The following is a 589-nucleotide window of genomic DNA, read 5'->3' on the forward strand; positions in this document are numbered from 1 at the left end:
GCCGCGCAGGGCTCAGAGGAAGTCGGCGACTGCCGTACGGAAGCCGTCCGGCTCCTCCGTCCACGGCAGATGCCCGGCCCTGCGGAGCGTGACACGCCGTACGTCGGGGAGCGCCGCCTCCAGGGAGTCCACCACTCGGCGGGCCCTGATGTCCTTCGCGCCGTCCACTATGAGGAACGGGATGTCGAGCGTCTCGCACCGGTTGCGCAGCAGGGGACGGCCCCAGCTGCGCTTGTTCTCCGTGTTGTGCGCTTCGTTGGACGCCTGGTTGACGCCGTACCAGGGGGTGGCCATACGCTCGGCCAGTTCCAGGACCGGGGCCGCGCCCTGGAGCTGGCCGAGCGTATGGCCACCCCCTGGTACGGCGTCAACCAGGCGTCCAACGAAGCGCACAACACGGAGAACAAGCGCAGCTGGGGCCGTCCCCTGCTGCGCAACCGGTGCGAGACGCTCGACATCCCGTTCCTCATAGTGGACGGCGCGAAGGACATCAGGGCCCGCCGAGTGGTGGACTCCCTGGAGGCGGCGCTCCCCGACGTACGGCGTGTCACGCTCCGCAGGGCCGGGCATCTGCCGTGGACGGAGGAGC

2 protein-coding genes are annotated in these 589 nt (G+C 70.1%); one reads left to right on the forward strand and one right to left on the reverse strand.

All coding sequences use genetic code 11. The features are described 5' to 3' along the window. Positions 1-12: 12 nt before the first annotated feature. Positions 13-294: an alpha/beta fold hydrolase gene (locus J0695_RS40070; RefSeq protein ID WP_206969736.1), complete on the reverse strand. Its 282-nt coding sequence runs from the start codon at positions 292-294 to the stop codon at positions 13-15. A 51-nt stretch (positions 295-345) separates the two neighbouring features. Between J0695_RS40070 and J0695_RS40075 the strand changes: the two genes are divergently transcribed. Continuing rightward, the coding region (locus J0695_RS40075; protein WP_372445919.1) for an alpha/beta fold hydrolase at positions 346-589 on the forward strand (244 nt) is incomplete at its 3' end.

It is taken from the genome of Streptomyces beijiangensis, assembly GCF_017315755.1.
GTDB classification, from domain to species: domain Bacteria; phylum Actinomycetota; class Actinomycetes; order Streptomycetales; family Streptomycetaceae; genus Streptomyces; species Streptomyces beijiangensis.